The following is a 22,708-nucleotide window of genomic DNA, read 5'->3' as shown; positions in this document are numbered from 1 at the left end:
CACGCCATGACCACGACGCCAGCCCACACCACCATCGGAGAACCGCTGCTGGAGCGCGCGGGGCAGCTGGGTGCCGTGCGCATGGCGGTGGTCCATCCTTGCGATGCCACCAGCCTGGCCGCCGCGCTGGATGCCCGGCGCTGCGGACTGATCGAGCCGGTGCTGGTGGCGCCACGCCACAAGCTTGAGCAGGTCGCGAAAGACGGCGCGCTCGACCTGGCCGGCATTCCCATCGAAGACGTGCCCCACAGCCACGCGGCGGCGGACCGGGCGGTGGCGCTGGCCGCCAGCGGACACGTCGACGCGCTGATGAAAGGCAGCCTGCATACCGACGAATTGATGGCCGCGGTGGTGGCCGCCACCTCCGGCCTGCGAACGGCGCGGCGCATCTCGCACTGCTACCTGATGCAAACGCCGGCCTACCCCCGTCCGTTCATCATCACCGATGGCGCGATCAACATCGCGCCGACGCTGGAGGACAAGGCCGACATCGTGCGCAACGCGATCGACCTGGCCCACATCCTGGGCGTGGCCACGCCGCGCGTGGCGATACTGGCCGCGGTGGAGACGATCAACCCGCGCATGCAAGCCACGCTGGACGCGGCCGCGCTGTGCAAGATGGCCGATCGCGGCCAGATCACCGGCGCGATCCTGGACGGCCCACTGGCCTTCGACAACGCGATCTCCGCCGCCGCCGCGAAGATCAAGGGCATCGCCTCGGATGTGGCCGGCCGCGCCGACATCCTGCTGGTGCCCGACCTGGAAAGCGGCAACATGCTGGCCAAGCAGCTGGAATACCTTGGCGGCGCCACCAGCGCGGCGGTGGTGGTGGGTGCGCGCGTGCCGATCGTGCTGACCAGCCGCGCCGACCCGCGCGAATCGCGCATCGCCTCCTGCGCGCTGGCCGTGCTGATCGCCCACCACTACCGGCGCTCACCGCCATGACCGACGCCACCGGCCGCCCGCTGATCCTGGTGCTGAACTGCGGCTCCTCCAGCATCAAGTTCGCGCTGTTCGACGCCAGCCACACGCCGCTGTCGCGCACGCCGCACTGGAGCGGCGCGATCGAAGGCATCACCGGCGCCACGCCGGTGTTCAGCGCGATCGACACCGCTGTCGAGCCACTGACACTGGATGCCGGGCAGCCGTACCTGTCGGCCCTGACGTTGCTGCGCCAACGCATCGTGGATCGCCTGGAAGATGGCCGGATCGTGGCGGTCGCTCACCGTGTCGTGCATGGCGGCAGCAAGTATTTCGAGCCGACGCGGGTCGATGCGGGGGTGCTGGCCGACCTGAAGAGCTACGTCCCGCTGGCGCCGCTGCACCAACCCTTTGCGCTGGAAGCGATCGCCGCGCTGCTGGATGAACAGCCGCAACTGCCGCAAGTCGCCTGCTTCGACACCGCCTTCCACCAGAGCATGCCCACCGTGGAAAAAATGCTGCCACTGCCACGCTCGGCCTGGCAGCAGGGCTTGCGGCGCTACGGCTTCCACGGCCTGTCGTATGCCTACGTGGCACAGGCCCTGGGCGAGCGCTACGGCGTGGCCGCGCGCGGCCGCACGATCGTGGCGCACCTGGGCAGCGGCGCCAGCCTGTGCGCGCTGCAGGATCTGCGCAGTGTCGCCACCACCATGGGCTTCTCCGCGCTGGATGGATTGATGATGGGCACGCGTTGCGGCGCGCTCGACCCCGGCGCGGTGATCTACCTGATGGAGATCCGCAAACTGTCGCTCGAACAGGTGGCGCGGATGCTGTACCACGAGTCCGGCCTGCTCGGCGTTTCCGGCATCTCGTCCGATCCGCGCATGTTGTTGCAGCATGAGGACGACGCACGCGCACGCGAAGCGCTGGACCTGTATGTGCGCAGCGCGGTGCGCGAAGTGGGTGCGCTGGCGGCGGCGCTGAACGGCCTGGACATGCTGGCGTTCACCGCCGGCATCGGCGAGCACAACGCGGCGATCCGCGAACGCATCTGCGCCGCCCTGGGCTTTCTCGGCATCGCGCTGGACCCCTCGGCGAATGCCGCCCATGCCCCCGTGATCTCCAGCGCGGCCAGCAAGGTGTGCGTGGTGGTGGAACCCACCAACGAGGAATGGGTGGCCGCCAGCGCTGCCGCCACCCTCATTCGCCATTGAAGCACGGCACGGCCTTACGCCAGCATGCCTGCGGTCTCCGCGCTCCACGCCCAGTTGCGGATCTCCGGCAGGTCCTCGCCGTTCTCGTCGATGTACCGCTTGTGCTCGACCAGCTTGTCCAGCAGCTTCTGCTTGAGGTAGATGCCGCGCTCGCCTGCCCGCGGCACCCGGTTGATCACGTCGATCACCAGATGGAAACGGTCGAGCTGGTTGAGCACCGTCATGTCGAACGCGGTGGTGATGGTGCCCTCCTCCCGGTAGCCGTGCACGTGCAGGTTGTCGTGGTTGGCGCGCCGGTAGGTCAGGCGGTGGATCAGTGTCGGGTAGCCGTGGAAGGCGAAGATCACCGGCGTGTCGCGGGTGAACAACTGGTCGAAGTCGTCATCGTCCAGGCCATGCGGATGTTCACTGGGCGACTGCAGCTTCATCAGGTCGACCACGTTGACCACGCGCACCTTCAGCTCCGGCAGGTAACGGCGCAGGATCGACATCGCGGCCAGCGTTTCCAGCGTGGGCACGTCACCGGCGCAGGCCATCACCACGTCCGGCTCATCGTGCTGATCGCTGCTGGCCCACGGCCACAGGCCGATGCCCTGGCTGCAATGGCTCGCCGCCGCATCCATCGCCAGCCATTGCGGCGCCGGATGCTTGCCCGCGACCACCACGTTGACGTAGTGCCGGCTGCGCAGGCAATGGTCCATCACCGACAACAGGCAGTTCGCATCCGGCGGCAGGTACACCCGCACGATGCTGGCCTTCTTGTTGATCACGTGGTCGATGAAACCCGGATCCTGGTGGGTGAAACCGTTGTGGTCCTGTCGCCACACATGCGACGCCAGCAGGTAATTCAGCGAGGCGATCTTGCGCCGCCACGGAATCGCCGCGGTCATCTTCAACCACTTCGCGTGCTGGTTGAACATGGCATCGACGATATGGATGAATGCCTCGTAGCAGTTGAACAGGCCATGGCGCCCGGTCAGCAGATAGCCTTCCAGCCAGCCTTCGCACTGGTGCTCGCTGAGCATCTCCACCACCCGCCCGCTCGGGGCGAGAAACTCGTCGCCCGGCAAGGTAGTGGCCTGCCATTGCCGATCGGTGACCTCGAACGCCGCGCCCAGGCCGTTGGACAGCGTCTCGTCCGGCCCGAACATGCGGAAGTTGCGCTGCTCGGCGTTGCCCCGGATCACGTCGCGCAGGAACGGCCCGAGCACCCGCGTGTCCCCGATGCCGGGCACGCCGGGGATCGGCACGTCGACGGCGTAGTCGCGGAAATCCGGCATGTTCAGGTCGCGCAACAGCAGGCCACCATTGCTGTGCGGGTTCGCGCTCATGCGACGCGTCCCGGTCGGCGCCAATGCGGCCCACTCCGCGCGGAAACGGCCTTCCTCGTCGAACAGTTCTTCCGGCCGATAGCTGCGCAGCCACGCCTCGAGCTGCGCCAGGTGTTCCGGCGGGCTCGTCGACGAGATCGACAACGGCACCTGGTGGGCGCGGAACGTGCCTTCGTTTGGCCGTCCGTCGACCACGGCCGGGCCGGTCCAGCCCTTGGGCGAATCGAGCACGATCATCGGCCAGCGCGGCCGGGTGGTGACGCCGCCTTCGCGGGCGTCGCGCTGGATCTGGCGGATCTGCGCCACCACGGCGTCCAGCGTCGCGGCCATCGCCTGGTGCATGGCCGCCGGTTCGCTGCCCACCACGAAATGCGGCGTCCAGCCGTAGCCGCGCAACAGCTGCTCCAGCTCGTCATGGCCGATGCGTGCCAGCACGGTGGGATTGGCGATCTTGTAGCCGTTCAGATGCAGGATCGGCAGCACCGCGCCATCGCCCACCGGGTCGAGAAACTTGTTCGAGTGCCACGCCGTGGCCAGCGGCCCCGTCTCCGCCTCGCCATCGCCCACGACACAGGCGGCGATCAAGCCGGGGTTGTCGAAGACGGCGCCGAACGCATGGCTGAGCGAGTAGCCGAGTTCGCCGCCCTCGTGCATCGAGCCCGGGCACTCCGGCGAGGCATGGCTGGCTATGCCTCCCGGGAACGAGAACTGCTTGAACAGCCGCTGCAAGCCGGCCTCGTCCCGGCCGATCTGCGGATAGACCTCGCTGTAGGTGCCGTCGAGGTAGGCATTGGCCACCACGGCGGGCCCGCCATGGCCGGGCCCGGAGAGGTAGAGCATGTCCAGATCGTGTTGCCTGATCACCCGGTTCAGGTGCGCGTAGATGAAGTTCTGCCCCGGTGTGGTGCCCCAGTGGCCAAGCAACATGCGCTTGATGTGCGCCGGGGCCAGCGGTTCGCGCAGCAGCGGATTCGCGCGCAGGTAAATCTGCCCGACCGAGAGGTAGTTCGCCGCGCGCCACCACGCATCGATGCCCCGCAACGATCCGGCATCGGCCGGCGGACAATCCAGGTGGGTCGCCATCGACAGTCTCCCCGGCGGGCTGGAAGCCCGGTATGCCCGCAGTATGTACCCGTATCCGTGAATTCCGATGCTGCACATTGCCGCATGTCGTGCAACCGCACCGACTCCCGACCACACTTGGGCAACGGGCACTGACCTGCGACACCGGCCCAGTCGGCAACCACTCCACCGGAAACACCCATGACCGTGCGCAGGAACACCGAAGATGGCGGTACCGAAAGGCCGGTGTGGGCCAACCTGAGCGCAGGCCTGGTCACCGGCGCGGCCGACGACGACCCCAGCGGGATCGCCACCTACTCGCAGGTGGGGGCCGCATTCGGCTACGGCATGCTGTGGTGCGTCGTGCTGACCATGCCGCTGATGATCGCGATCCAGGCGGTCAGCGCCGGCATCGGCCGCGTCACCGGCCACGGCCTGATGGACGGCATGCGCAAGCACTATCCGCATCCGCTGGTCTACGCGTTGACGGCCTCGCTGGTGTTCGCCAACGTGATCAACCTGGCGGCCGACATCGGTGCCATGGGCGCCGCGCTGCAACTGCTGATCGGCGGACCGGCGCTGCTCTACGCGGCGGGTTTCGCGCTGTTGTCGCTGGTGCTGCAGGTGTTCATACCGTTCACCCGTTACGCCCCGATCCTGAAGTTGCTCACCCTCAGCCTGTTTGCCTACGTGGCCACCGTGCTGGTGATCGGCGTGCCGTGGCTGGCCGTACTGAAGAGCCTGGTGCTGCCGCCCATCCGCTGGAATGCGCAATACGCGGTCGGCCTGGTCGCCCTGCTCGGCACCACCATCAGCCCCTATCTGTTCTGCTGGCAGGCGGCGCAGGAGGTCGAGGAAATGACCTCCAGCAAACGCCGCAAGCCGCTGCGCCGCGCGCCGAAGCAGGCGCCGAGCGCCCTGCGCCGCATCGGCATCGACACCACGGTCGGCATGATCTTCTCCAACCTGATTGCCTTCTTCATCATCCTCACCGCCGCGATCGTGCTGCACGCACACGGCAAGGTCGACATCCAGACCTCCGCCGAAGCGGCCGCGGCACTGCGGCCACTGGCTGGCGACCTGGCCTTCGCGCTGTTCGCCGCCGGGATCATCGGCACCGGCCTGCTCGCCGTACCGGTGCTGGCCGGCGCCACCGCCTATGCCGCCGCCGGCGCCTTCGGTCAGCGCAGCGGGCTGGAATACAAGCCGCAGAACGCCCGTTTTTTCTACACCGTACTGATCGTCGCCAGCCTCGCCGGCATCGCGCTGAACCTGACGCCGCTGGACCCGATCAAGGCCTTGTACTGGAGCGCGGTGGTCAACGGCGTCACCGCTGTGCCATTGATGGTCGTGATGATGCTGATGGGCTCGCGGCGCAAGGTCATGGGCAAGTTCACCATGCCGTGGCCGCTGAAGATCTTCGGCTGGTTGGCTACTGCGGCCATGGCGACGGCGGCCGTGGTGATGTTCGTCAGCTGGGGACAGTGAAGGCGCGGCGGCCCGGCCTTCGACGAGCCCGACCGCAGGGTGGCTCCCGATGCGACGATGCCATTCAGCCGTCGGCCCTCCTCCCATCCGCTCGCCGCAGCACGCCGGAAAGACGCGTGCCCGGCGCCACCGTGTTGAATACCGTGCCGAACTTGCGCACGTTGTCGTGCAACAAGGCCAGGCGCTGCTCGCTCTCGTCGCTGTCCACCAGGATCTCGTAGTCGATCGATTCCAGCCGCGGCGGCACGTCCTGGCGCACGCCATGCACGCGCACCTCGACCCCGCGCCACTGGAACTTCAGGATCGGCGTGACCCGCTCGATGCTCTTGATCATGCAGGCCGACAGGGCGGCCAGCAGCAGTTCGGCGGGATTGAACGCATCGAGGCGACCGGCCAGATCGGTATCCAGCGACAGTTCGGCATGCTTGCAGCGGGCGACGCTGCCGTGGGCATCGGTGCGATGGGCAAGGACCTGGAAGCTCAGCTTGCCAGCAGGTTCGGTCATGGGAGTTCTCCAGAATGAGACGGCCGATGGATCAAGCGTAGCCGGGCGCATGCGCCGCGTCGGTCGCGACGCGCGGCAGGCTGAAACTCACTTGCGCGCCACCCAGCGCGGAGCGACCGAAGGCCAGCTCGCCGTGGTGCAGGCGGGCGATCGCCTGGGCGATCGACAGGCCCAGCCCGCTGCCTTCACCGATGCTGCCTTCGGGGCGATGGAAGCGCTCGCCCAGCCGCGCCACGGCCGCGTCGGCGAAGCCGCTGCCGCTGTCGTTCACCTCCAGTGTCACCTGTTCGTCGCGTCCGCCGACGCGCACGTTCACCTGGCCGTGGTCGGGTACGTGGCGCAGCGCGTTGTCGAGCAGGTTCTGCACCAGGATGTCGAGCAGGCTGCGGCTGCCCAGCACGAAGTCGTTGCCGTCGTGGTCCAGCGACAGCTCGATGGAACGCGCCGCCGCGCGCTCGCTGGCGTCGCGCAGGGCGGCTTCGGCCACGCTCACCAGACGCAACGGGCCGGCGTCGTCCAGCTCGGCCAGTTTCTCGACCCGCGCCAGCATCAGCAGCTGGGCCACCAGTCGCTGCATGCGGTCCAGCGCCGCCTGCGCGCGCTGCAGGTGCTGCGCGCGCACGGGCACATCGTCGCCGCGCCCGGCCAGGTCCAGTTCCAGCCGCAGCGCCGCCAGCGGGTGGCGCAGTTCGTGCGCGGCGTCGGCGGTGAAGCGGCGTTCGTGTTCCAGGCTGCGCCGCAGGCGATCGACCAGTTGGTCGATCGCCTCGGTGAACGGCGCCAGCTCGACCGGCACCCGCGCGTCGGTGAGCGAGGCGGCGGCCGGATCGGTGCCGGCGGAGAGGCTGCGCGCCAGCTGGCGCAGCGGTTTCAGCCCGCTGCGCAAACCGGCAAACACGATCGGCGGCACCAGCACCAGCAGCGCGAGCAAGGCCAGCAGCGCCGGCGCCAGCAGCTTGCGCAGCAGTTCGTCGCGCTCGTCCAGCGGCGCGCCGACCTGGACCCAGTACCGATGCCGCGCATCCCAGCGCTGGAACACCCGCCAGCGCCGGTCGTCGTGCACGATCGAATGGAAGTGCGCATCACCCGGGTCGAAGCGCAGCAGCGGCAGTTCGGCGCTCTCGACCAGCAGTTCGCCGCGCGCATCGCGCAGCACGATGGCCGGCCGCTGGGCGGTATCGTCCGAGCCGAGCAGCGGCTTGTCCGGCAGGCGCACCGTACCGACGCGGGCGACCTCGTCCGGCATCACCGCGAACACGCTGGCGGCGGTGCGCACCAGCATCTGGTCGAAGATCTCGTCGACCTCGTGCAGGCTGCGCCAGGCCAGCCAGCCGGCGGCGGCACACCACACCAGCACGATGCCGGCCAGCAGCCGCAGCACCAGCCGCCGGTTGAGCGAGGGGCGGATCACGCGGCAACCCCGCCGGGCGGATTGATGGCGTAGCCGATACCGCGCAAGGTGCGAATCCAGCCTGGTCCCAGCTTGTGGCGCAGGTGATGGATGTGCACTTCCACCGCGTTGCTGGCCACTTCGCGGTCCCAGCCGTACAACGCATCCTCCAGTTGCTCGCGGGAATACGCACGCCCGGGATGGCGCACCAGCATTTCCAGCAACGCGTATTCGCGCGCGGTCAGCTCCAGCGGCGCATCGGCAAGCGTGGCGCTGCGCGCGGCCGGGGTGACTTCCAGCGCGCCCACGCGGATCGCCGGCTCGACCTGGCCGTCGGCCCGCCGCAACAAGGCGCGCAGGCGGGCGGCCAGTTCGTCCAGGTGCACCGGCTTGACCACGTAATCGTCGGCGCCGGCGTCCAGCCCGGCGACGCGGTCGGCCAGTTCGTCGCGGGCGGTCAGCAGCAGCACCGGGGTGGCGTCCTGGCGCCGGCGCATGCCGGCGATGATCGCCGGGCCGCTGCTGCGCGGCAGGTTCCAGTCCAGCACCGCCGCGGCATACGCGGTGTCGCTCAGGGCGGCGGCCGCCTGGTTGCCGTCGGTGATCCAGTCCACCGCATAGCCGAGCTGGCGCAGGCCGTCGGCCAGCGCCTGCCCCAGTGCCCGGTCGTCTTCGGCTAGCAGGACGCGCATGGCCTCATTCTTCTCGCGTGATCGATCCGCCCACTTGACTTGCAGCAATTGGCGCCGTCTTTTCGCCGCCTGCGGCATCCTGCCCCAGCGCATGCTTGCGGCCGTGGATCATCGCGGCGACCAGGTTCTCGCCGTAATGCACGCTCTCGCCCACCGCGGCCAGCACGTGCAGCACGACCAGCCCCAGCACGGCGTAGGCCAGCGCTTCGTGCAGCTCCTCCAGCCACCCCTCACCGAAGAATCGATCTGTGGTCTGCAGCCAGCCGGTGACACCGACCAGCAACACGCCGACCAGCAGCGCCAGGATCATCACGGCGGCCGCCGGGTTGTGCCCGAGCTGTCGTCGCGAGCGCCCGGCCAGGCGCTCGCGCAGGTAGTCTCGCACCCGGCGCGGGCCGGGCACCCAGTCGGCGAAGCGCGCGTGCCGCGTGCCGACCCAGCCCCACACGAAACGCACCGCGAGCAGGGCCAGCACGGCGTAACCGATCCCACGGTGGACCAGCTCGCCGTCGTCGGTGAAGAAGTTGGCGAGGAACAAGCCCGCCAGCGACCAGTGGAACAGGCGGACCAGCGGGTCCCACACTTTGACCATCGCGTTCATGGCTTTTCCTCGCTCGAGTCAGGTGACGATCAACCGCCCTTCTTCCTGACGATGCGGCCGTCGGTGGGATCGAAATAGATCTCCACTTTCTTGCCCGCCTTGTCCTTGCCGTAGATCTCGTAGCAGTTTCCCGAGACCTGGAACACCTTGATGGTGTAGCCCTGGTCGAGCACCTTCTGCTTCATCGCCGCCTCGGTCAGCCACTGCGCGCGCGGCGCCTTGGTGCATTGCGGTGCGGCGAAGGCGGACGCCGACAGGACGGCGGCGGCGAGGAACAACGGTGCGATGACGATGCGCTTCATGGTGCTTCTCCCGTATCGGCATGATTGCCTTGGGTGGCATTGCAACCGGGAAGGCTTACGTGGGTCTTAAGCCCCTTCGACATCCGCGATTGACGTCGGTCAGTACGGTTGCGGCGGCTTCATGGGAAAGTCCGCCGGACTGTGCCATCCGGAGCAAGACCCGCATGATCATCTACAGCTGCCACGGCGCCGCCAAACAGGTCACCGGCTCCTGCCACCTGGTCACCTGCAACGATCGCCGCGTACTGATCGACTGCGGCATGTTCCAGGGCAGCGACGAAGTGGAGCGGGCCAATGCCGAGCCGTTCGGCTTCGACCCGGCCGGCATCGATGCATTGCTGCTGACCCACGCCCACCTCGACCATTGCGGGCGGATCCCGCTACTGGTGAGCCAGGGCTTTCGTGGTCGCATCATCACCACGGCCGCCACCCGCGAACTGGCGCGGGTGGTGATGCTCGATTCGGCCGGCCTGCAGGAGGAAGAGGCGCGCCGGGCGCAACGCCGCAATCGCCGCGGCGAGGAAGTGACACCGCCGCTGTACACCCTGGACGAGGCGCTGCAAGCGCTGGACTTCTTTGGCCCGGATGTCGGCTACGACGAAACGGTGCCGGTGGTCGAAGGTGTCACGGCACGCTTCCTCGATGCCGGCCACATCCTCGGCTCCGCGTCGATCCTGCTGCAGCTCGACGACGGCAAGCGGCAGCGCCGCATGCTGTTCTCCGGCGATCTCGGCAACCCCGGCCGACCGATCCTGCGCGATCCGACACCCGCGCCGCCGGCCGACTACGTGGTGATGGAGAGCACCTACGGCGATCGTCCGCACCGTTCAGTGCCGGACTCGGTGGACGAGATGTACCAGGCCATCCGCGACACGGTGAACCGGCGCGGCAACGTGGTGATCCCCACCTTCGCGCTGGAGCGCACCCAGGAAATCCTCTATTACCTGCACCGCGGCATCGCTAGCGGCGCAATTCCGCCGCACGTACGGGTGTTCCTGGACTCGCCGATGGCGATCTCCGCCACCGAGATCTTCCGCCGCCACCGGGAATGCTTTGACCAGCGCTTCCTGGACGAACTGCAGCACGGCGACCCGTTTGCCATGCCCGGCCTGCACTTCACCCGCGAAACGGCCGAGTCGATGGCGATCAACAACGTCGACGGCGGCGCGATCATCCTGGCCGGCTCGGGCATGTGCAACGGCGGCCGCGTGCGTCACCACCTCAAGCACAACCTGTGGCGCGAGCGCAGCAGCGTGGTGTTCGTCGGCTATGCCGCGGAAGGCACGCTGGCGCGGCGGATCATCGACGGGGCCGCCAGCGTGCGCGTGTTCAACGAGGAGATCCCGGTGCGCGCGCAGGTGTGGACGATCAACGGCTTCTCCGCCCACGCCGACCAGCCCTCGCTGCTGGCCTGGCTGGGTGATGCACCGCGGCGCAAGGTGTTCCTGGTGCACGGCGAATACGACCGCGGCATGCAGGCCATGCAGGACGTGCTGACCGGGCAAGGCGTGAACTGCCAGCTGCCCGGCCTGCACGAACCGATCAGGATCGACTGAGCCTGACGCAGGCGGATTGGCAGATCCGGCACTTGCGGTGCTGGCCTGCCCGCGGGCGGCCGGGTGAGGCGGCCGTGCCGCATGTTATGGTGCGTGCAGACTCCGCACCGGCGCGGCGCCCAACCGGGTTCACCGCAGGTGCCACCGAGGAAACGATGGCCGACGAATCCACCGTGCTCGACCTGAGCCAGCTGCGCCGCAGCTGTTCGTCCTGCGCCTTGAGCGACCTGTGCCTGCCCGCCGGGATCGGCGGCGATGACCTCGAGAAGCTGGACATGGCGATCCGCGACAAGCGCATGCTCGATCGCGGCGGTGCGCTGTATCGCGACGGCGACCCCTTCCACGCGCTCTACGTGGTCCGTTCGGGTTCACTGAAGACCTTCGTGCAGGATGACACCGGCGCGATGCAGATCCTGGGCTTCCACCTGCCCGGCGACATCGTCGGCTTCGACGCGCTGGCCACGGACCGGCATGTCAGCCAGGCCGAGGCGCTGGAGCGCAGCAGCATCTGCGAGCTGCCGTATGACCGCCTGCAACAGGTCACCAGCGAGGTGCCGGCGCTGCATCGACAGCTGATGCGGGTGGTCAGCCGCGAGGTGGTCGAGGAACACCGGCACACGGTGGTGATGGGACGGCAGCAGGCACAGGAGCAACTGGCGATTTTCCTGAAGAGCCTGTCCGACCGCTACCAGCGCCTGCAGCGCGACGGCAGCATGCTCACCCTGTCAATGTCGCGCTACGACATCGCCAACTACCTTGGCCTGGTGGTCGAGACGGTCAGCCGCCTGTTCTCGCGACTCGAGGAAATGGGCGTGCTGGAGGTCAACCGCAAAGCGGTGACCATCCGTCGACCGGACCTGCTCGCCGAGCTCTGCCGCAGCAGTTCCACCTCGCCGTCGAGACAACGCGACAACGGCTGAGCCCGCCATCGCCTTCCTGCCTGATTGACCTGGATCAAGTCGAGCCACTCCGGGCCGGCGTAGAACAGTACGCAGCGAAAAGCCGTGCCGCGATGGCCGCCCCTCCCGGCATGGGAATCGATCACGATTCATCCACTGCGGGAACGACCATGTCCACCAGCCACTCCGATCACGGCGCCTCTTCGGGCACACCCTTCGGTGCCATCGAAGGCACCCACTGGATCGACACGCTGAACGACGGCAGCGCGGTACTGATACGCCCGTTGCGTCCCGACGATCGCCAGCGCGAGAAGGATTTCATCCATCGCCTGTCCGAACAGGCCTGCCGCTTCCGCTTCATGGGAAGCCTGAAGGAAGCCAGCCCCGCCCTGCTCGACCAGCTGATGGACATCGACGAGCGGAACCGGATGGCCTTCATCGCGCTCGCCCACGACAACGGCGAGTTGCGCGAAGTCGGCATCAGCCGCTACAGCGCCAGCGGCGATGCGGGGCAATGCGAATGCGCGGTGACCGTGGCCGACGACTGGCGCCATCGCGGCCTGGCCGTGCTGCTGATGAGGCGGCTGATCGAGGTCGCGCGCAAGAACGGCTTTCGCAAGATGTTTTCGACCGACGCCGCGGAGAACGAGCCGATGCGCGAACTGGCCGACCACCTCGGCTTCCAGCGCCGGCGCGACCCGGATGACGCCACCCAGGTCATCCACACGCTCGATCTTTGAACGCCACCAAATCGACACGGCCGCCATGACAAGCACCGAACAGACACCGGACGTCAAGCGTCCGGGCGACATCCTCGCGCTGGCGACTTCGACCAGTCCATGGAGCCCGGCGGTCGTCGCCGGCGCCGCCATTGCCAGGCGCTGGGGCAGCAACCTGACCGGCTGCTACCTGGACCCTGCATTGCGAAAACTCACCGGCAGCGAAGCGGACAGCGAACCCAGCGTACTGGGCCTGCTGCTCGAACCGCGAGCCGAATTCGCTGACGAGCGGGCGGCCTTCGAATCCTTCGCCCGCCGATCCGGCATCAGCAACGCCGACTGGATTGTCGCCCGGATGGGCCTCGCCCACAGCCTGCGCTGGCTCGGCGCACGACACGACCTGGCGGTGATCGAGCGCGACATGGTGCCGGCATCCGGCCTGCTCGACGTCCTCGGCGAGGCGATCCTGTCCTGCCAACTGCCCTGCCTGATCCTGCCCCCGCGGCTCGATCGGGAAATCCGCTTCGAACGCATCGTGATCGGCTGCAACGGCAGCGTCGAGGCGATCCGCTCGATCCATGCCGCGCTGCCGTTTCTCAGGGTGGCGCGGCAGGTCACCCTGGTCGACGGCGACATGCGCAATGGCGATGAAGGACGACCGCACTTTGACCCCTTCATCTACCTGTTGCGCCACGGCGTCACCCCACGACCCAACTACATTCGCGCCTCTTCCGCGATGGCCGGTGAAATCCTGCTGAAGGAAGTGGAAAACATCGACGCGGACCTGCTGGTGATGGGCGCCTACGGCCATTCGCGCGTGCGCGAACGCGTCTTTGGCGGGGCCACCCGACGCGTGCTGGCGGAAGCCGTCGTCCCGGTACTGATGCAGCACTAGACGCACACGCGATGCCCGGGCCGAAAGCCGGTGCGTCCCTTTCTGGCGCAGTGGGGTCCGCGGACATCGGCTGTCCTGCCGGCCCCGCATCGATCGTCCCTGCCGACCGGCACCACCGGGAGCGCGCAACGCGTTCCCTTGATCGCGTCATGACCATCCCGTGACCCGGATTGCGGCCGCGACAATTCGCCCGGGCAGCTGACGTGGTCGCTTGACCTGCATCAACAACGGCGACAACCGCCTCGACCAGCATGCGCGCATCTTTCAGGGAGATGCACCATGAGTACCACCCGAAAACTCTGGCTGGGGCTGGCGGCGTTGCTCGTCGCCTCCTTCGCCGTGCTGCTGTGGGTCGGCAAGGAGGTCCACCAGCAGGCGCCACCGCTGCCCACCGCCGTCGTCACCGCAGACGGCCAGACGCTGTACACCAAGGGCGACATGGAGGAAGGCCGGCAGGTCTGGCAGAGCATCGGCGGCCAGCAGCTGGGCTCGATCTGGGGCCATGGCGCCTTGCTGGCACCGGACTGGAGCGCGGACTGGCTGCATCGCGAGAGCATGGCGATGCTTGAACTGCTTTCCCGCGACGCCGGCCTGGGCCCCTACGACACGCTGACCGCGCAACAGCAGGCGCCGCTGAAGGCTCGCGTGCAGGAAGAGCTGCGCACCAATACCTGGGACGCGGCCAGCAACACCATCACCGTCTCCGCGTTGCGCGCCCGCGCCATGGAAGCCGTGGCGGCGCACTACATGAGCCTGCTCGGCAACGACCCGGCCACGCACAAGCTGCGCGAAGGCTACGCCATGCGCGAGAACACCGTGGCCGAGATGGAGCACCGGCGCGAGGTCACCGCGTTCTTCTGGTGGACCAGCTGGGCGGCCGCCACGCAGCGTCCGAACGAGCCGATGAGCTATACGCAGAACTGGCCGTACGAGCCGCTGGCCGGCAACACGCCGACCTCGACCAGCTTCCTGTGGTCGGTCTTCAGCATCCTGTTCATGATCTTCGGCATCGGCCTGCTCGGCTGGCATCACGCCCGCCAGGTCAGCCACGAACCGCTGCCGGTCGTTCCGGCGCGCGACCCGCTGACCGAACTCAAGGCCACGCCTTCGATGAAGGCCACCGGCAAGTATTTCTGGACCGTGCTGGGGCTGTTCCTGGCGCAGATCCTGCTGGGTGCCACCACCGCCCACTACCAGGTGGAAGGCCAGCAAGCCTACGGTTTCGCGCTGGCCAACTACCTGCCGTACAGCCTCACCCGCACCTGGCATACCGAACTGGCGGTGTTGTGGATCGCCACCGCGTGGCTGGCCACCGGCCTGTACATCGCGCCGCTGATCTCTGGCCATGAACCGAAATTCCAGCGGCTCGGAGTGAACTTCCTGTGGGTCTGCCTGCTGGTCATCGTGGTCGGCTCGTTCGCAGGCCAGTGGTTCGCGGTGATGGACAAGATGGGCCTGAAGTACAACTTCTGGTTTGGCCACCAGGGCTGGGAATACACCGACCTCGGCCGCTTCTGGCAGATCTTCCTGTTCATCGGGTTGATGCTGTGGCTGTTCCTGGTCGGTCGCGCGCTGTGGCCGGCGATGGATCGCAACAAGGAAGGCGCCTCGATCGTGGGCCTGCTGTTCCTCTCCACCGTGGCGATCGGCCTGCTCTACGGCGCCGGCCTGATGTGGGGCGAGCACACCCATATCGCGATGGTCGAGTACTGGCGCTGGTGGGTGGTGCACCTGTGGGTGGAAGGCTTCTTCGAGGTGTTCGCCACCGCGGTGATCAGCTACCTGTTCGTGCGCCTTGGCCTTCTGCGGGTGACCACGGCCACCACCAACGTGCTGTTCGCCACCATCGTGTTCATGGCCGGCGGCGTGCTGGGCACCCTGCATCACCTGTACTTCAGCGGCACCACCACGGCGGTGATCGCGCTGGGCGCCAGCTTCTCGGCACTGGAAGTGGTGCCGCTGGCCCTGATCGGCATGGAAGCGTACGAGACCTGGAAGAAGCAGCACGAGGCGCCGTGGATGGCGCGCTACCGCTGGCCGATCATGTTCTTCGTGGCGGTGAGCTTCTGGAACCTGGTCGGTGCCGGCCTGCTCGGCTTCCTGGTGAACACGCCGATCGCGCTGTACTACATGCAGGGCCTGAACCTCACCGCCACGCACGGCCACACCGCCCTGTTCGGCGTGTACGGCATGCTGGGCCTGGGCCTGATGCTGTTCTGCCTGCGCGGCATCAGGCCGGACGCCGAGTGGCGCGAAGGCTGGCTGAAGAGCGCGTTCTGGCTGCTCAACATCGGCCTCTCGCTGATGGCTGCGCTGACCCTGCTGCCGCTGGGCATCCTGCAGCTGAAGGCGGTGCTGGAACACGGCTACTGGTTCGCCCGCTCGGCCGAGTTCATGGATCGCCCGCTGATCCACATGCTGGTGTGGATGCGCGTGCCCGGCGACTCCCTGTTCGCCCTCGGCGCGCTGCTGATCTCGGTCTTCGTCGCGGCACTGTGGCTTGCGCCAAAACGTCGCAGCGCCACGCTGCCGCTGGGCAAGCGCCAGACCGAAGGCGTCTGATGCGGCGCTGACATGACCCACATCAGGGCGCGCCGCAAGGCGCGCCCTGATGCTTGCAGCCATCCAGAAAGCCTCATGGAATGCCGGTGTTCGAGTTCTACCCGCAAATCAAATGGGTGCATATCGCCTGCGTGCTGGCCAGCGGTTCGCTGTTCGCGCTGCGCGGCCTGCTCGTCCAGCTCGGCCACGCCGGCGCCGCCCAGTGGGAGCCCGTGCGCTGGCTCAGCTACGCGATCGACACCAGCTTGCTCACCGCCGCGCTGATGCTGGTCAGCATCCTGCCCGGCGCGCTGTTCGCCAACGGCTGGCTCACCACCAAGCTGGTGCTGCTGGTGGTCTACGTGGTGCTGGCCACGCTGGCACTGAAACGCGCCCGCACCCGCCGTGCGCGGCTGGCCTTCTTCATCGCCGCACTGGCCTGTTACGTCTACATGCTCGGCGTGGCGCGCATGCACCACCCGCTGGGCTGGCTGCATGGATGGATCGCATGAGCGCACAACCGTTCAACCATGGCGAGCCGCGCGACCACACGCTGGACGCCTGCTTCCTCGGCCCCTACGGGGAGAACGACGCGCTGCTGGAGAAGATGCTGGTCGAGTTCCTGCGCGATCACGTCTACTGGCGGCGCAACTTCCACCCTGAAGATCCGCCGGCGATCGCCACCGCCGCCGCGCACCACCCCGACTACCTGGCCTTCGAGTCGCGCATGCGCCGCGAGCTGCACCAGCTGTCGGCGTCGCTGAAGAAGTCGGTGCCGTTCCACAGCCCGCGCTACATCGGCCACATGGCCTCGGACCTGCTGCTGCCGGGCCTGGCGGCGCAGATGCTGACCCTGCCCTACAACCCGAACAACGTCAGCGAGGATGCCGCGCCGGTCACCGTCGACATGGAAGTGCAGGTCGGCCTGCAGCTGGCGCGCATGCTCGGCTATCCGCATGACCCCGCCCAGGACGCCTGCGCGTTCGGCCACCTCACCTCCGGCGGCACCCTGGCCAACTACCAGGCACTGCGCCTGGCGCTGGCGCTAAAGGCGTTTCCGGTGGCGCTGCGTGCTGCGAAGATCCCCGGACTGGCGCTGCCGGAAGATGACTGGAGCGCATTCAACCTGACCCAGGCGGACTGCATCGCGCTGCTGACCGACTGGCAGGCCTGGCTTGTGGCGCAGCCCGCGGCCGGGCGCAGCGGCTGGTTGCAGCGCGTCGAACGCGAGCGCATCGAGCAGCGCGGCCTGGTCGACTTCTTCGCCGCACACGCCACGCTGAAGCTGCCGCGGGTGCTGGCGCCGGTGACCGCCCACTACTCCTGGAGCAAGGGCGTGAAGCTGCTCGGCCTGGGTAGCGACCAGCTGGAGCTGCTGCCCACCGAAGGCATGCGACTGGACCGGGACGCCCTGCGCGACACGCTGGAGCGCTGTGCCCGCGAGCAACAACCCGTGCTGATGTGCGTGGCGGTGCTGGGTGGCACCGAGTACGGCACCATCGATCCGATCGACCAGGTGCTGGCCGCCCGCGATGCATCGCGCCAGCGGGGACTGGATTTCGCCGTGCACGTCGACGCCGCCTGGGGCGGCTACCTGGCCACCCTGTTCCGCAACGAAGACGGCTCGCTGCGCCCGCGCGACGAAGTCGCCACCGACTACGTGCAATTCCCCACGCCCGCCGTGCACGCCGCGTTCGCCGCGCTGGGCGCCACCGACTCGGTCACCGTCGACCCGCACAAGCTCGGCTACCTGCCCTATGGCAGCGGCGCCTTCATCTGCCGCGACCATCGTGCGATGAGCCTGCTGGCCGAGCGTGCCGACTATGTCTTCCACGGCGGCACGCCGAAGGACTATCTCGCCCGCTACCGCAGCCTGGGCCAGTTCATTCCGGAAGGCTCCAAGTCCGGCGCGGCGGCGGCAGCGGTCTACGTCACCCACAAGGTGTTGCCGCTGGATCACGCCCATTTCGGCCGCCTGCCCTGCGCCACCGTGCGTGCCGCCGAAACCTTCCACGCCCGCGCGCAGCGCTTCGCGCTGGAGCTGGCCGACTGCGTCCACGCGCTGGTGCCGTTCGCGCCGGACAGCAACCTGGTCTGCCTGGCGCTCAACCCGCGCGGCAACCGCTCGATCACCGCCGCCAACGCCTTCATGCGCGAACTGCACGACACCTTGCGCTGCGATCCGCAGCAGCCGCTGCAGACCAAGGAGTTCTTCGGCTCGGTGACCACGCTGCGCCCGGACATGCTGGGCCACGCGCAGACCACGCGCATCTTCCAGGCGCTGGGCCTGGATGCGAGCTCGATCGATCCGGACGAGGACCGACTGATGATCCTGCGCCACACGCTGATGAATCCGTACCTGATCGATCACGAGAACGGCATCAGCTACATCGACCGCTATTTTGAATTTCTCGGCCGCCGCATGCGCGCGATGCACCAGGCCGCGAGCCACTCGACATGAATCCGGAGTCTCCGATGGACAGCGTCCTGCACCTGGTCAACCTGCAACAGGATCATGATCGCCGCTGGGTGCACGACGCCCTGACCAGGCTGGCGCAGGAGGCCGCACGCTCCGCCGACACCCATCTGCTGAAGCTGAATTTTCCCGGCTTCCACGGCATCGACTTCTACTTCAAGGACGAGGCCGCCCACCCCAGCGGCAGCCTGAAGCACCGGCTGGCCCGCTCACTGTTCCTGTACGCGCTGTGCAACGGCCGGCTGCGTGGCGGCCAGGCGGTGGTGGACGCGTCTTCGGGCAGCACGGCGATTTCGGAAGCCTGGTTCGCGCGCCTGCTCGGCCTGTCGTTCACCGCGGTGATGCCGGCCTGCACCGCGCCGGGCAAGATCCGCGACGTGCAGGCGCTGGGCGGCACCTGCGACCTGGTCGACGACCCGGCCCAGGTGCACGCGCGCGCCGCCGAACATGCCGCACGCGGCGCCTGCCACCTCGACCAGTTCGGCCTGGCCGAACGCGCCACCGACTGGCGCGGCAACAACAACATCGCCGAGTCGATCATCGGCCAGCTGGCACTGGAGGCCGAACCCGAACCGGCGTGGATCGTGTGCGGCGCCGGCACCGGCGGTACCTCGGCCACCATCGGCCGCTACCTGCGCTACCGCCGCCTCAACACCCGACTGTGCGTGGCCGAGCCCAGCGGCAGCGGCTACGCGCACGGCTGGCGCAACCGCGACATGAAGGCGGTGGCCAGCCAGCCCACCCTGATCGAGGGCATCGGCCGACCGCGCGTGGAACCGGGCTTCATCTTCGACGTGGTCGACCGCGTCAACGAAATCCCCGACGCCGCCTCGATCGCCGCCGCCTGGCTGCTGGAAGACCTGCTCGGCCATCGCTACGGCGGCTCGTCCGGCACCAACCTGGTCGCCTGCCTGCAGCTGGCCGCGTCGATGCGCGCGCGCGGCCAGCGTGGCAGCATCGTCAGCCTGCTGTGCGACCGCGGCGAGCGCTACGCGCAGACCCTGTTCGACCGCGACTGGCTGGCCGCGCGCGCGATCGACCTCGCGCCGTGGGATGCCGCGCTGCGCCACAGCCTGGCCAGCGGCCGCGCGCCCGCGCTGACATGAGCGCCGCTGCGTCGCCGGCCCCGGGCGTGCGCTTTGCGCTGCTGGGCCATGGCCGTTTCGGCGCCGCGTTTGCGCAGCTGTTGCTGCAGGCGGGGCACCACGTGCGCGTGTTCGATCCGCACGCCCGGGTTCCCGCCGCACTGGCCGCGCCATCCTTGCGTGTCGCGCTCGAGGGCGCGCAATGGATCGTGCTGGCGATGCCGGTGCCGCAACTGCGGGGCACCCTGCTCGCGCTGCGCCCGCTGCTGCATGCCGGCCAGATCGTGTTCGACGTGGGCAGCGTGAAGATGCATCCCTGCGCGGCGATGGACGAGTTGCTGGGTGACGCGATTCCCCACGTCGGCAGCCACCCGCTGTTCGGCCCGCTCAGCCTGGCCCGCGACGAGCGCCCGCGGCGCACGGTGATCTGCGCCTCCGCCCGGCATCCGCAGGCCGCCGCACGCACGTCTGCGTTGTTCGCCGCGCTCGGCTGCGAAGTCATCGAACAGGACCCGGAGAGCCACGACCGCGCGATGGCGCGCACCCACGTGCTGGCCTTCTTCATCGCCAAGGGCCTGATCGACATCGGCGTGGACGACGGCATGCCGATCGCGCCGCCCTCGTTTCAGGGCATGAAACACATGCTGGCCGCGGTGCGCGGCGACGCCGGCCACCTGTTCGGCGCGATCCAGCGCGAGAACCCGTTTGCCGCCGAGGCCCGCGCCGAACTGCTGGCCGAACTGCAACGCGTGCATCAGCAGTTGCTGGTCGCGACGGATGACGACGAGCTCGCCATTGCGACCTCCGGCGAACCGTCCGCATGAGTTTCCATGACCTGCGCAGCTTCCTGCAGCGACTGGAGCGCGAGCGGCAATTGCAGCGCGTCAGCGCACCCGTGGACATACATCTCGAATCCACCGCGCTGAGCCTGCGCGCGCTGCGCGAGGCGGGTCCCGCGTTGCTGATGGAACATCCCGGCGACAGTCGGCACGCGTTGCTGGGCAACCTGTTCGGCCATCGTCGCCGCATCGAGCTGGCACTGGCCGGGCGGCCGCTGGCCTCGCTGCGCGAATTGGGCCAGCTGCTTGCCGCGATCAAGGAACCGCGCTGGCCGTCCAGCCTGCGCCAGGCGCTGGCCACCTGGCCGGAGCTGGCACAACTGGCCCACGTCGCGCCGCAACGCGTGCGGGAAGCGGCGTTCGAACACGAAACGCTGCGCGGCGACGAGATCGACCTGGCCCGCCTGCCGATCCAGCACTGCTGGCCGGACGACGCCGGCAAGCTGGTCACCTTCGGCCTGGTGGTGACCCGGGGCACCGACAAGCCCCGACAGAACGTGGCGATCTACCGCCAGCAGGTGATCGGTCCGAACCGGGTGATCATGCGCTGGCTGCCGCATCGCGGCGGCGCGCTGGACTACGCCGACTGGCGCGCCGCGCATCCGCGGCAACCGTTCCCGCTACTGGTCGCCATCGGCGCCGATCCGGCGACCATGCTGGCCGCCGTGGCGCCGGTGCCGGACAGCTTGTCAGAATACGAATTCGCCGGCCTGCTGCGCGGCCAGCGCACCCGCGTGTGGCACAGCGAGCTGACCGGGCTCGATGCACCGGCCGGTGCGGAGATCCTGCTGGAAGGCTTCATCCACCCCGGCGACACCGCGCTGGAAGGCCCGTTCGGCGACCACACCGGCTACTACAACGCGCAGGATCACTTCCCCGTCTTCACCATCGAACGCCTGCGCCTGCGCCGCGACGCGATCTACCACGGCAGCTACATGGGCCGCGCGCCGCACGACGAGCCGTCGGTGCTGTCGATGGCGCTGAACGACATCTTCGTGCCGATCCTGCAGAAGGTGTTTCCCGAGATCATCGACTTCTTCCTGCCGCCGGAAGCGTGCTCGTACCGCATCGCCGTGGTCAGCATCCGCAAGCAGTACGCCGGCCATGCGCGGCGCATCATGATGGCGGTGTGGTCGTACCTGCGCCAGTTCACCTACACCAAGTTCGTGATCGTCACCGACGACGACATCGACGTGCGCGACTGGTCGGCGGTGATCTGGGCGCTGTCCACGCGGGTCGATCCCGCGCGCGACACCATGCTGGTGGAGAACACCCCGATCGACTACCTGGACTTCGCCAGCCCGGTGGCCGGCGTGGGCTCCAAGCTCGGCATCGACGCCACCCGCAAATGGCCGTCCGAAACCGCGCGTGCGTGGAGCCGGCCGATCGTGCCGGATGCCGCGGTGGAGCGGCGCGTGGATGCGTTATGGGCGACCCTGCAAGCGACCCCGTAGGAGCGCACCCCGTGCGCGATGCACTCCGTCACGTGTCGCCAGACCTCGCGCACAGGGTGCGCTCTTACGGCTCGTCATGCATCTCGTGCATCGCCGGCGCCGGCTGGTCCCAGCCCGGATCATTGAAGTAGTGCGGATAGTGCGCGATCGCCTCGCGCATCGCGGCCACCGCCTTGACGTTGCCCGGGTTGGCCTGCAGCGACTGCGCCGCACCGAGCAGCGGTGCCAGGATGCCGTGCAGGGCCGCATCCGGTTCGGCGGCCAGTTTGCAGTGGGCGAACATGAAGCCCACCGCATCCTCCACTTCGGCCGCGCGGTCGACCGCCATCGGCGCGCTCATGTGACCCATCTCGTAATGACGCAGCTGGTCCACCGCGACATGCACACGACGCATGCCCTCGCGCAGGGACGCGTCCGGCTCCCAGCGCTGCGCGGGCACGCTCACCTTGGCAGCATGATGGGCGGCGTGATCCGCATGCGTCTGTGGTGGTGCGGCCTGCACCGAAACGGCCAGGCCCAGGCCGCAGGCCAGGGCGACGAGAGTGGGGACGGATGTCATGGGGAGCGCTCCAGCAGGCGGCGTGCATGCCGCGGATGGAAGGATGCTAGCGCGGGCCCGCCGCTGCGCGACTGACCCACGTCAACCGCGCGACCGTCATCGCTGCGGCCGGCTGCCGCAGCTCGGAGCCTGTGAAGAAAACCACTTCCTGTGGTTTTCTTCTATCGCGAGCCCGGTAC

20 protein-coding genes are annotated in these 22,708 nt (G+C 68.3%); 13 read left to right on the top strand and 7 right to left on the bottom strand.

All coding sequences use genetic code 11. The annotated features are described in order from the left end of the window. Nucleotides 1-6: 6 nt before the first annotated feature. The gene (locus tag UU7_RS09790; protein ID WP_007807824.1) at nucleotides 7-945 is read left to right on the top strand and encodes a bifunctional enoyl-CoA hydratase/phosphate acetyltransferase; all 939 of its coding nucleotides are present in this window, start codon (nucleotides 7-9) and stop codon (nucleotides 943-945) included. Then, a complete protein-coding gene (locus tag UU7_RS09785; protein WP_007807823.1) occupies nucleotides 942-2,135 on the top strand; it encodes an acetate/propionate family kinase in 1,194 nt (397 codons plus the stop codon). Before UU7_RS09790 ends, UU7_RS09785 begins: the two co-directional genes overlap by 4 nt. A gap of 14 nt (nucleotides 2,136-2,149) precedes the next feature. On the opposite strand, the gene UU7_RS09780 is transcribed toward UU7_RS09785, so the two are convergent. Beyond that, nucleotides 2,150-4,549, bottom strand: coding sequence for a phosphoketolase family protein (locus tag UU7_RS09780; protein WP_007807821.1), 2,400 nt, complete (start codon nucleotides 4,547-4,549; stop codon nucleotides 2,150-2,152). A gap of 180 nt (nucleotides 4,550-4,729) precedes the next feature. Here UU7_RS09780 and UU7_RS09775 point away from each other — a divergent pair, with 180 nt between their 5' ends. Continuing rightward, nucleotides 4,730-6,016 (top strand): NRAMP family divalent metal transporter, encoded by a 1,287-nt coding sequence (locus tag UU7_RS09775; protein ID WP_007807818.1) that lies wholly within the window; start codon nucleotides 4,730-4,732, stop codon nucleotides 6,014-6,016. A gap of 64 nt (nucleotides 6,017-6,080) precedes the next feature. Here UU7_RS09775 and UU7_RS09770 read toward each other — a convergent pair whose 3' ends face one another. Genes UU7_RS09770 through UU7_RS09750 form a run of 5 tightly spaced genes read right to left on the bottom strand, consistent with a single transcriptional unit; the run spans nucleotide 6,081 to nucleotide 9,506 of the window. Further along, nucleotides 6,081-6,521 carry an OsmC family protein gene (locus UU7_RS09770; protein WP_007807816.1) on the bottom strand — a complete coding sequence of 147 codons (441 nt, stop codon included), beginning with the start codon at nucleotides 6,519-6,521 and terminating at the stop codon, nucleotides 6,081-6,083. 31 nt (nucleotides 6,522-6,552) lie between these two features. Continuing rightward, nucleotides 6,553-7,932, bottom strand: a complete 1,380-nt coding sequence (locus UU7_RS09765; RefSeq protein WP_007807813.1) for an ATP-binding protein — start codon at nucleotides 7,930-7,932, stop codon at nucleotides 6,553-6,555. Beyond that, nucleotides 7,929-8,603 carry a response regulator transcription factor gene (locus UU7_RS09760; RefSeq protein ID WP_007807812.1) on the bottom strand — a complete coding sequence of 225 codons (675 nt, stop codon included), beginning with the start codon at nucleotides 8,601-8,603 and terminating at the stop codon, nucleotides 7,929-7,931. Before UU7_RS09760 ends, UU7_RS09765 begins: the two co-directional genes overlap by 4 nt. 4 nt (nucleotides 8,604-8,607) lie before the next feature. Then, entirely contained in the window at nucleotides 8,608-9,204 is a 597-nt protein-coding gene (locus UU7_RS09755; RefSeq protein ID WP_007807807.1) for a cytochrome b/b6 domain-containing protein, read from the bottom strand. A 29-nt stretch (nucleotides 9,205-9,233) separates the two neighbouring features. Then, nucleotides 9,234-9,506 carry a PepSY domain-containing protein gene (locus tag UU7_RS09750; RefSeq protein WP_007807806.1) on the bottom strand — a complete coding sequence of 91 codons (273 nt, stop codon included), beginning with the start codon at nucleotides 9,504-9,506 and terminating at the stop codon, nucleotides 9,234-9,236. Nucleotides 9,507-9,670: 164 nt separating this feature from the next. Between UU7_RS09750 and UU7_RS09745 the strand changes: the two genes are divergently transcribed. From UU7_RS09745 to UU7_RS09700, 10 genes are all read left to right on the top strand, one after another. Continuing rightward, nucleotides 9,671-11,062, top strand: a complete 1,392-nt coding sequence (locus UU7_RS09745) for an MBL fold metallo-hydrolase (protein WP_007807805.1) — start codon at nucleotides 9,671-9,673, stop codon at nucleotides 11,060-11,062. 155 nt (nucleotides 11,063-11,217) lie between these two features. Continuing rightward, nucleotides 11,218-11,982 (top strand): cyclic nucleotide-binding domain-containing protein, encoded by a 765-nt coding sequence (locus UU7_RS09740; protein ID WP_007807804.1) that lies wholly within the window; start codon nucleotides 11,218-11,220, stop codon nucleotides 11,980-11,982. Nucleotides 11,983-12,131: 149 nt separating this feature from the next. Next, nucleotides 12,132-12,701 carry a GNAT family N-acetyltransferase gene (locus UU7_RS09735; protein WP_007807803.1) on the top strand — a complete coding sequence of 190 codons (570 nt, stop codon included), beginning with the start codon at nucleotides 12,132-12,134 and terminating at the stop codon, nucleotides 12,699-12,701. 25 nt (nucleotides 12,702-12,726) lie between these two features. Continuing rightward, the gene (locus tag UU7_RS09730) at nucleotides 12,727-13,575 is read left to right on the top strand and encodes a universal stress protein (protein ID WP_007807802.1); all 849 of its coding nucleotides are present in this window, start codon (nucleotides 12,727-12,729) and stop codon (nucleotides 13,573-13,575) included. A 279-nt stretch (nucleotides 13,576-13,854) separates the two neighbouring features. Continuing rightward, nucleotides 13,855-16,137 (top strand): nitric-oxide reductase large subunit, encoded by a 2,283-nt coding sequence (locus UU7_RS09725; protein WP_007807801.1) that lies wholly within the window; start codon nucleotides 13,855-13,857, stop codon nucleotides 16,135-16,137. An 86-nt stretch (nucleotides 16,138-16,223) separates the two neighbouring features. After that, complete coding sequence (locus UU7_RS09720; RefSeq protein WP_040673229.1) at nucleotides 16,224-16,628, top strand: SirB2 family protein; 405 nt, start codon at nucleotides 16,224-16,226, stop codon at nucleotides 16,626-16,628. Continuing rightward, nucleotides 16,625-18,577, top strand: a complete 1,953-nt coding sequence (locus UU7_RS09715; protein ID WP_007807799.1) for a pyridoxal phosphate-dependent decarboxylase family protein — start codon at nucleotides 16,625-16,627, stop codon at nucleotides 18,575-18,577. Before UU7_RS09720 ends, UU7_RS09715 begins: the two co-directional genes overlap by 4 nt. A 14-nt stretch (nucleotides 18,578-18,591) precedes the next feature. Further along, nucleotides 18,592-19,698, top strand: coding sequence for a PLP-dependent cysteine synthase family protein (locus tag UU7_RS09710; RefSeq protein ID WP_007807798.1), 1,107 nt, complete (start codon nucleotides 18,592-18,594; stop codon nucleotides 19,696-19,698). Next, a complete protein-coding gene (locus tag UU7_RS09705) occupies nucleotides 19,695-20,501 on the top strand; it encodes a prephenate dehydrogenase/arogenate dehydrogenase family protein (RefSeq protein WP_007807797.1) in 807 nt (268 codons plus the stop codon). The genes UU7_RS09710 and UU7_RS09705 overlap by 4 nt, the downstream gene beginning before the upstream one ends. Then, nucleotides 20,498-21,970: a UbiD family decarboxylase gene (locus UU7_RS09700; protein ID WP_007807795.1), complete on the top strand. Its 1,473-nt coding sequence runs from the start codon at nucleotides 20,498-20,500 to the stop codon at nucleotides 21,968-21,970. The genes UU7_RS09705 and UU7_RS09700 overlap by 4 nt, the downstream gene beginning before the upstream one ends. Nucleotides 21,971-22,034: 64 nt before the next feature. Here the strand turns inward: UU7_RS09700 and UU7_RS09695 are convergent, their stop codons facing one another. Continuing rightward, nucleotides 22,035-22,529 carry a hypothetical protein gene (locus UU7_RS09695; protein WP_007807794.1) on the bottom strand — a complete coding sequence of 165 codons (495 nt, stop codon included), beginning with the start codon at nucleotides 22,527-22,529 and terminating at the stop codon, nucleotides 22,035-22,037. Nucleotides 22,530-22,708: the final 179 nt, after the last annotated feature.

The sequence above is a fragment of the Rhodanobacter spathiphylli B39 genome, from assembly GCF_000264295.1.
Taxonomy (GTDB): Bacteria; Pseudomonadota; Gammaproteobacteria; order Xanthomonadales; family Rhodanobacteraceae; genus Rhodanobacter; species Rhodanobacter spathiphylli.
This window is presented reverse-complemented; position numbering and strand designations above follow the sequence as displayed.

Coding starts and splice junctions, on each gene's coding strand:
- UU7_RS09790 (WP_007807824.1), top strand. CDS start 7: ATGACCACGACGCCAGCCCACACCACCATCGGAGAACCGCTGCTGGAG.
- UU7_RS09785 (WP_007807823.1), top strand. CDS start 942: ATGACCGACGCCACCGGCCGCCCGCTGATCCTGGTGCTGAACTGCGGC.
- UU7_RS09780 (WP_007807821.1), bottom strand. CDS start 4,549: ATGGCGACCCACCTGGATTGTCCGCCGGCCGATGCCGGATCGTTGCGG.
- UU7_RS09775 (WP_007807818.1), top strand. CDS start 4,730: ATGACCGTGCGCAGGAACACCGAAGATGGCGGTACCGAAAGGCCGGTG.
- UU7_RS09770 (WP_007807816.1), bottom strand. CDS start 6,521: ATGACCGAACCTGCTGGCAAGCTGAGCTTCCAGGTCCTTGCCCATCGC.
- UU7_RS09760 (WP_007807812.1), bottom strand. CDS start 8,603: ATGCGCGTCCTGCTAGCCGAAGACGACCGGGCACTGGGGCAGGCGCTG.
- UU7_RS09755 (WP_007807807.1), bottom strand. CDS start 9,204: ATGAACGCGATGGTCAAAGTGTGGGACCCGCTGGTCCGCCTGTTCCAC.
- UU7_RS09750 (WP_007807806.1), bottom strand. CDS start 9,506: ATGAAGCGCATCGTCATCGCACCGTTGTTCCTCGCCGCCGCCGTCCTG.
- UU7_RS09745 (WP_007807805.1), top strand. CDS start 9,671: ATGATCATCTACAGCTGCCACGGCGCCGCCAAACAGGTCACCGGCTCC.
- UU7_RS09740 (WP_007807804.1), top strand. CDS start 11,218: ATGGCCGACGAATCCACCGTGCTCGACCTGAGCCAGCTGCGCCGCAGC.
- UU7_RS09735 (WP_007807803.1), top strand. CDS start 12,132: ATGTCCACCAGCCACTCCGATCACGGCGCCTCTTCGGGCACACCCTTC.
- UU7_RS09730 (WP_007807802.1), top strand. CDS start 12,727: ATGACAAGCACCGAACAGACACCGGACGTCAAGCGTCCGGGCGACATC.
- UU7_RS09725 (WP_007807801.1), top strand. CDS start 13,855: ATGAGTACCACCCGAAAACTCTGGCTGGGGCTGGCGGCGTTGCTCGTC.
- UU7_RS09715 (WP_007807799.1), top strand. CDS start 16,625: ATGAGCGCACAACCGTTCAACCATGGCGAGCCGCGCGACCACACGCTG.
- UU7_RS09710 (WP_007807798.1), top strand. CDS start 18,592: ATGGACAGCGTCCTGCACCTGGTCAACCTGCAACAGGATCATGATCGC.
- UU7_RS09705 (WP_007807797.1), top strand. CDS start 19,695: ATGAGCGCCGCTGCGTCGCCGGCCCCGGGCGTGCGCTTTGCGCTGCTG.
- UU7_RS09700 (WP_007807795.1), top strand. CDS start 20,498: ATGAGTTTCCATGACCTGCGCAGCTTCCTGCAGCGACTGGAGCGCGAG.
- UU7_RS09695 (WP_007807794.1), bottom strand. CDS start 22,529: ATGACATCCGTCCCCACTCTCGTCGCCCTGGCCTGCGGCCTGGGCCTG.